The 7,816-nt window shown below is 45.0% G+C and carries 5 protein-coding genes and 1 pseudogene; 4 read left to right on the top strand and 2 right to left on the bottom strand.

Going from position 1 to position 7,816, the window contains the following annotated elements; all coding sequences use genetic code 11:
• On the top strand, positions 1-862 hold an 862-nt coding region (locus ACYRY3_RS06470; RefSeq protein ID WP_460200879.1), incomplete at its 5' end, for an AGE family epimerase/isomerase.
• Positions 863-916: 54 nt separating this feature from the next.
• Entirely contained in the window at positions 917-1,534 is a 618-nt protein-coding gene (locus ACYRY3_RS06465; protein WP_460200878.1) for a Uma2 family endonuclease, read from the top strand.
• A gap of 86 nt (positions 1,535-1,620) precedes the next feature.
• Here the strand turns inward: ACYRY3_RS06465 and ACYRY3_RS06460 are convergent, their stop codons facing one another.
• Complete coding sequence (locus ACYRY3_RS06460) at positions 1,621-3,627, bottom strand: M48 family metalloprotease (protein WP_460200877.1); 2,007 nt, start codon at positions 3,625-3,627, stop codon at positions 1,621-1,623.
• 233 nt (positions 3,628-3,860) lie between these two features.
• Between ACYRY3_RS06460 and ACYRY3_RS06455 the strand changes: the two genes are divergently transcribed.
• Positions 3,861-5,168 (top strand): glutamate-5-semialdehyde dehydrogenase, encoded by a 1,308-nt coding sequence (locus ACYRY3_RS06455; RefSeq protein ID WP_460200876.1) that lies wholly within the window; start codon positions 3,861-3,863, stop codon positions 5,166-5,168.
• Positions 5,169-5,300: 132 nt separating this feature from the next.
• Here ACYRY3_RS06455 and ACYRY3_RS06450 read toward each other — a convergent pair.
• Positions 5,301-5,402, bottom strand: a pseudogene (locus tag ACYRY3_RS06450) (hypothetical protein); the annotation flags it as partial.
• A 312-nt stretch (positions 5,403-5,714) separates the two neighbouring features.
• Between ACYRY3_RS06450 and ACYRY3_RS06445 the strand changes: the two are divergent.
• A complete protein-coding gene (locus ACYRY3_RS06445) occupies positions 5,715-7,805 on the top strand; it encodes an amylo-alpha-1,6-glucosidase (protein WP_460200875.1) in 2,091 nt (696 codons plus the stop codon).
• The last annotated feature ends 11 nt before the right edge of the window (positions 7,806-7,816 follow it).

Here is a 7,816-nt window from a genome sequence, read left to right as displayed (position 1 = left end):
GCCCTTAGTTCAGCCCTACAATATCTTTTCTGATTGCTTTGCCGCGATGGCTTTCAGTCAATACGCACTTGCCTCTGAAGAAGAATGGGCAAAGGATGTGGCTGTGCGGGCATACAACAACGTTTTGCACCGCAAGGACAACCCAAAGGGCAAGTATAACAAGACCTATCCGGGTACACGTCCAATGAAAGCCTTAGCAGTACCCATGATTTTAGCCAACCTAACCCTAGAAATGGAATGGCTGCTGCCCAAAGAAACCCTTGAGAACGTCTTGGCTGCAACAGTTCAAGAAGTGATGACCGATTTTCTAGACCGGAAACGGGGACTGATGTACGAAAATGTGGCTCCTGATGGTTCCCACGTTAATTCTTTTGAGGGAAGGCTGATTAACCCCGGTCACGGCATTGAAGCGATGTGGTTCATCATGGATATTGCCCATCGTCACAATGATACGACGACAATTAACCAAGCCGTTGATGTAGTGCTAAATATTCTCAATTTTGCCTGGGACAGTGAATACGGCGGGTTGTATTATTTTATGGATGCAGACTCTCATCCCCCACAACAACTGGAATGGGATCAAAAACTTTGGTGGGTACATCTGGAGTCTTTGGTTGCATTGGCAATGGGTTATCACCTGACAGGGTGTGAGGCGTGTTGGAACTGGTATCAAAAGATGCACGATTACGCCTGGTCTCACTTTGCCGATCCAGAATACGGTGAGTGGTTTGGCTACCTCAATCGCCGTGGAGAAGTATTGTTAAACCTCAAAGGTGGTAAATGGAAAGGTTGCTTCCACGTTCCCCGTGCGCTGTACCTCTGCTGGCAGCAGTTTGAGGCATTGAGTGAAAAGTCAGCTTAATCCCATCTGGCATACAATTGATTAAAGTGAAAGCAGTTACATCTCATAGATGCCATGACTGTTGCTACACCAAAGCGATTCACCATCGACGAATACCATCGACTGATTGAACTCGGGTTTTTGAAGGAGGAAGACCGGATCGAGCTGATTAGAGGAGAACTCATCCAAATGACTGCAAAAGGAACCCCTCATACAGTCTGTAGTTCAATCCTGTGTCGCCAATTGGATCGGCTTTTAGGTGACCGCGCCGTCATTCGCGGGCAAGATCCCATTACTCTACCCAATCAAAGTGAACCTGAACCGGATGTCGTAATTGCAAGGGGACGGGATGAAGATTACCTCGCTCACCATCCCTATCCCCAAGATATTTTGTTAGTTATAGAAATTTCCGACAAAACCTTGGATTACGACCAAACAACGAAACTCATGTTGTACGCGGAAGCAGGAATCCTTCATTATTGGATTGCGAATTTACAAGCAGGTCAACTAGAGTGTTACAGTCAGCCCTATCAAACAATCCAAGGTGAGTTTAACTATCTCAGCAAGCAGATTTTTTTGGCAAATCAATCAGTGCCAATTCCTGGTTTTGAAGATGCGTTAGTGAAATTAAATCGGATTTTTCCAGAAAGTGCGATCTGCCCTCCGGGCAGGAGCGAAGCTATCGCTGAATGATATACCCTAGTAAGGGCAAACAACCGTTCGCCCCTACTTCATTTACCTGAAAAATGCTGTAGATAATTTTTAGTTTATCCCTTGAACTATCTGCCGCTTAAAAAATAAGTACAAATGCTGCCAAGAAGAATTAACCCAAAACCCAAGACAAGTGACCAGAAGCGATGGTAACTATTAACAATAGTGCCACTTTCACTCTTTAATTGAATCAGATCCATCCAAGGAGCGATGCCTCGGCGGAACCAACCTACTGCTCCAACTTGGGAACCAATTAAGCTTTGAACTCGCTTCTGACCAAACAGAAAATTACCAATAGCACCAAAGCGTGAAGCATAATGCAGATAAAGCATTCCGGTGCGGTCTTGAATTTTTAAGTCTGAACCAAACTTATACCCACTATCGCCACGCCCAATCAGTAAACCTTCTATTTTTGCTGGTTGTCCGCGCAAAGGGCTAGCATAAGGGTCTGACATTAGTGAGAGTATATCGGTTGCTGGTGCTTGACCGTAGTTGGGGAACATGACCAAAGCTTTGATAAGTATTCCTATCCCCAATCCCATGAAAGGCGCAGCAAGGCTAAAACCAGGGTTTCCGAGACTTGGCCAAAGGAGAACACCAATGACTATTCCAGCGACGAAACCAATTGTTTCTGCACCGTAAAGCACTATATCTAATAAGAAGTTACCGTACAGTTTGCTCTTATTTAAAAGTTTACCTTCTTTGATGACTCGCCCCATATCAAATTCAGTTGCCAAACCCAGTTGTTCGGCGTAGGTACTGAGGGCACGTACTCGTTTTCCAGTGAGGGGGTGAGTAGAATTTAATTCCATCCACCAGCCCCACGGGTTGAACATATCCCAAAGAAAAACGCGACCAAGTTTTTGCGGTTCTGAAGCTATGCGGTAGGCAGTGCCGGTGGAGGCTGCGGCTTTGGAGTCATAAATTCCCAAGGCGCGAGTTCCTTCAATCAAACGGCTGGGTTCTTGTGCCCGCGAACCTTCTTCCACAATACCGTAAGCAATTTTCACCAAAGCACGTGATAGTCCATTGGGGTTGCCAGTGGTTTCCGCAGCAAAACGATCGGCAAAGTATTCCCTTGTACGGGATAGATACAGCAACAGGTAGGTGCCAATTACGTAAAATATGTAGGCAACCAAAGCCGCCGTTTGGATGGCATCTTTGATTTTGTTATCGTTACCACCGCCACGACCAAGGGCTCGAGCTGTGGTGTAAATGAGGTAGCAGATTTGCACTAAGGTAGAAGCTACGGTCATCACCGCAAAATCCCAATGGACTATATGTCCCAGTTCATGGGCGTAAACGGTTGCTACTTCATCATCGTCTAGATAAGTGAAAAGCCCTTGACTAACTACCAAACGTGCGCTGTCTGGCAATGAGCCGTAAGTGAAAGCGGTGGGGTTCTGGTCGTCTATGATTCCCAGTCTGGGGGTCTTTAGCTTTTTTTGTTGGCAAACTCGGCGAATGACTCTAGCAGTCTCGGGGCTTCGGGCTTCTATGTCTGCCAATTCTACCCACCGAGTGTGGTAAAGCCAACTTTGGATTAAGTCCATTAGGAAGGGAGACAGAAAGAAGGCAGCAACATTGAAAACCAAGGCGATGCCAACGGATATTCCTAACCCTATGACTGGATTTTCATTACCGATAATAAAGACTATGGTCAAAGCTAAAACTAAAACCATGCCAAAGAGCAAAGTCACGGTGACAACAGAAGCTAGTGCTAGATTGCCACCTACACCCCCCATCGCTAATTTGACCCCAACAGTGGTCGCACGACCCGCTTTTTGGATAGTGCTTGTTTTTTCTTGGGGTTTTGGAGATTCGTTAAGGGTTGGGCGAGTTTTTTCTGCCCAGCTACGTACCTGTAAATTTTCGTTCTGCATTAACTGTTGGCACAGAGCGATCGCTTGTTCAAGTTCTCCCGTGCCTTGATAGGCTTTCACTAGCGCCATTTGTGCTTTGAGATAGTCTGGTTGTGTACTATCAACAGAATTTTGGCAGAATTGTTCTAGTATTTGAACAGCCTTTTGATATTGTCCTTGTTTAATGGCATCTAAGCCTGATTGGAGTGACATAGCTCTCGCCTATAGAGAAGCGGTCTTTAGCTGAATTATGGCTTGATTGACCCAGTCTTCGTCACTACCATTTCAGACAAGTTTCTGTAAAGATTTCTTTATATCATTCAGTATTTTCTACATTTATGTAGTAAGCGGCTTGATAAACGAACGAATAAATCACGGGGGTTCTCTCCCTCCCACAATGTTTTGATAGGATTGGAAAAAGGCAAAGATTGAAATAATTTTTTGTGATGACTAGTGTTAATGATTCATTAAACTTGGTTGCAGTTGCTCAAAAAACTAGATTGGCTGCACTCAAGCTGGCAGTACTCTCGACTGAGGCAAAAAATCAAGCTATTGAGGCTATAGCTCAAGCTTTAGAATCGGCAAAAGAGGAAATTTTGCAAGCAAATGCTGCCGATTGTGAAACATCTCTTGCTGAAGGAATTGCCCAACCGCTTTACAAACGTCTGAAGTTAGATGAGCATAAGTTGAGAGATGCGATCGCAGGTGTAAGAGATGTAGGAAAGCTTGCCGATCCCGTTGGTGTTGTGCAAATTCACCGAGAAATCGATACAGGTTTAATTCTCAAGCGATTAACTTGTCCTTTGGGTGTTTTGGGCATCATTTTTGAAGCACGTCCAGAAGCTGCAATTCAAATTGCTTCTTTAGCTATTAAGTCAGGTAATGGTGTTATTCTCAAGGGTGGAAAAGAAGCAATTCGTTCCTGTGAAGCGATTGTCAAAGCAATTAAACAAGGATTATCTCAAACTGCTGTGAATCCAGATGCAGTGCAGTTATTAACGACAAGAGAAGAAATTTTGGAATTATTGAAATTAGATAGATATGTAGATTTAATTATTCCCAGAGGTTCTAACTCATTTGTCCGTTTTGTACAAGATAATACCCGCATTCCAGTCTTAGGTCATGCAGATGGAATTTGCCATCTTTACATAGATAAAGCTGCAGATATAGAAAAAGCTGTTGCCATTACCGTTGATGCAAAAACTCAATATCCTGCAGCATGCAATGCGGTTGAAACTTTGCTAGTTCATGCCAATATTGCGTCAAAAAGTCTACCTCAAATTGCTGAAGCTTTGGAAAAACTGAACGTGGAATTACGAGGGGATGAACGTACCTGTGAGATTCTACCAAATATTTTGAAAGCAACGGAACAAGATTGGGAAACAGAATATAGCGATCTCATTTTATCAATTAAGGTAGTGGATTCATTGGAAGAAGCGATCGCTCATATTAATGAATATGGTTCCAAGCATACTGATGCAATTGTTTCTGAAGATCCAGAAGCTGCTGAAACGTTTCTTGCTTTGGTAAATGCAGCTGGAGTTTACCACAACTGTTCTACCCGCTTTGCTGATGGCTTCCGTTACGGTTTTGGTGCAGAAGTGGGAATCAGTACTCAACAAATGCCACCCCGTGGTCCTGTTGGTTTAGAAGGTTTGGTTACGTATAAATATCAAGCGATGGGTAACGGTCATATTGTGGCTACTTACACGGGGGCTAATGCAAAACCTTTTACCCATAAAGATTTACTTTAAGAGCGAACGGGGAACAGGAAACAAAGAAACCTCATACCCAGGGTTGCTGGTGGGCACTGCCCACCCTACGTCTAGAATTACCGATTTTTGTAAATAGGGTCTACTGCTATTTACTACGATATATTGTTACGCCTAGACCAATGCTCTTAACAACGCTTGTAATTTCAACTGAACCTCTGCGAGTTCTTTTTCGGGATCGGAACCAGCAACAATACCAGCACCAGCATAAAGCTGCCACAGCAGTTGCTGTGAAATCGGGAGCTTGTTGACCTACACGGAGGCATCCATCTGATGGGTAACTGAGAGGCATTTACCAATATCTCCTTAAACTTATATCCGTCTAGTAGTGTTGGGGTTCGGGTCAGGCAAAACTTTCCCGTTCTCTTCATCACTAAAATGATTCGCGGCGGAAGCCCCGCCTTTCTGGGGCTAGTGAGAAGCTACAGGAGACTTTAGTCCCCATGTACTATCCTCATCAAGAGTCCCTAACAGTTTAATTGCGATCTGTTACGACTATATCATACTCATAACGATTTTGAGTAGCTAATGGTGGATTTAGATACAAGAGAATGGTTATTAACCAATGGCTTAGGAAGTTTTGCCAGTGGAACAGTTTCAGATGTCCGTACTCGCACATATCATGGCTGGCTATTTGCCGCCACAAGTCCCCCCTCAGGACGTACCTTGCTACTGTCGCACTTAGAAGCCAGTCTCGAACTTCCAGATCGGGTGATGGCACTAGGAACAAATTTTTGGGGCAGCGGTCAAATTGAGCCGAAAGGTTACCAACTGCTGCGCCACTTTGAGACCAATCCAGTTCCAAAATGGATTTGGGGAGAAGACGACTGGCAAATTGCAAGGTTGTTGCTAATGCCTTATGGGTTGCGTGAAGAAGAGGGAGAAGCCCCGACTCCTCCAAGACCCCACTCCTGTATGAGCCATCGCATTTTGATTCAATACCGCTACGAAGGCATTCATCCTGCAACCTTGAGGCTGCGACTGCTGATAGCCGATCGCGATTTTCACCACCAACAAACAGTAATTCCAGAATTACAGTTTTCACAAATGTTGGGACAACAACAAGTTTGCCTGCAAGCAATCATTTCTAGAAGTTTTGGAACACCTTGGCATTTGCGCTGGACTCATGGCGAGTATCAACCCGATGCAGTTTGGTACTGGAATTATGGTTTACCCGAGGAAGCACAGCGAGGATTGGGAGATAGGGAAGATCTCTTCAGCCCTGGTTACTTAAGTGTTCCTCTCAATCCAGGAGATACAGTCACATTAGAGGCAAGAGTGGGTTTTCCGAGCGAACTGCAAAGCACTCTGACCTCAGAAACTTTCGCAGAAGTTTTAGAAGCAGAGCAAGAGCGGCTGTCCCAAATTTTTGGATGGGAAGTCACGGGAGGGGAAGAGGGGGGAGACAAGGGAGAAATTGCTTCCTTGTCCTCCTTGTCCTCCAACTCCCCCAAGTCCCCAGTATGGCAGCAACTGCTACGAGCAGCCGATCAATTTATCGTTTATCGTGCGTCAATTGATGGTCCCACTGTCATTGCTGGATATCACTGGTTTAATGACTGGGGACGCGATACTTTAATTGCCTTACCAGGATTAGCGCTTGTGCCAAAGCGTTATGGATTGGCAAAGGGATTATTGCAAACCTTTGGACGTTACTGTCGCGCTGGTTTGATTCCCAACGCATTTCCCGATATTGGTGGAGAACCATTTTATAACAGTCTTGATGCAGCGTTATGGTGGATTGAAACTTTAGGGCTTTACCTAGAAGCAACTCAAGACTGGGAATTTTTAGCAGAGCAATATCCTGTGGTACAACAAATATACAAAGCTTTTATTGGAGGTACTCGCTACAACATACAGGTTGACTCTACCGATTGGCTAATTGGTTGGGATGCCCGGAGTGTCGCTCTGACTTGGATGGATGCGGTGGTCGGAGGAAAACCTGTAACTCCCCGTCGTGGCAAGCCAGTTGAAATTAATGCTCTATGGTACTCAGCTTTATGTTGGGCAAGTCGATGGGCAGAAATCTTGAGCGAGCAAGAAGCACTGCTTGATTCAGGACGTCTTGCCAAGCAAGCGTTACGTTATGCCCAACAAGCACAACAAGTCAAAACTTCACTCCAAAAATATTGGAATCCTGGGTTAGGCTACTTATACGACACCATTGAGCCAGACGATCTCCGCAATAGCCAAATTCGCCCAAACGCAGTTATTGCGCTTTCTCTTGCCCATTGTGGGTTTTCGCAAAAACAGGGACGTCAAATACTTGAGATAGCTCGTTCTTACCTGCTCACTCCCTATGGCTTGCGTACTCTTGCTCCCAATGACTGTGAATACGTGGGGCAATACAAAGGCAACCCCGAACAACGCGATCGCGCTTACCACCAAGGTACGGTTTGGGGTTGGCTGATCGGTCCTTTTATTCGTGCTTGGCAACGTTTCTATCCTCACGAGCCATTGCCCTTTGATTGGCAACCTTTGTTAAACCACTTTCTGCATCATGGTTGTATCGGCTCCATCTCGGAAATATTTGATGGTGATGAACCGCATCAAACTAGAGGCGCGATCGCCCAAGCTTGGTCTGTGGCTGAGGTCATTCGCCATATTAGCGATTGCTAATTCACCTTTTT

Source organism: Scytonema sp. NUACC21 (genome assembly GCF_054684315.1).
The sequence above is the reverse complement of the archived record's forward strand: the minus strand, read 5'-3'. Positions and strand labels throughout refer to the sequence as shown.

Excerpts from the sequence above, each read along its gene's own strand:
- ACYRY3_RS06465 (WP_460200878.1), top strand. The coding sequence starts at position 917 with ATGACTGTTGCTACACCAAAGCGATTCACCATCGACGAATACCATCGA.
- ACYRY3_RS06460 (WP_460200877.1), bottom strand. The coding sequence starts at position 3,627 with ATGTCACTCCAATCAGGCTTAGATGCCATTAAACAAGGACAATATCAA.
- ACYRY3_RS06455 (WP_460200876.1), top strand. The coding sequence starts at position 3,861 with ATGACTAGTGTTAATGATTCATTAAACTTGGTTGCAGTTGCTCAAAAA.
- ACYRY3_RS06445 (WP_460200875.1), top strand. The coding sequence starts at position 5,715 with ATGGTGGATTTAGATACAAGAGAATGGTTATTAACCAATGGCTTAGGA.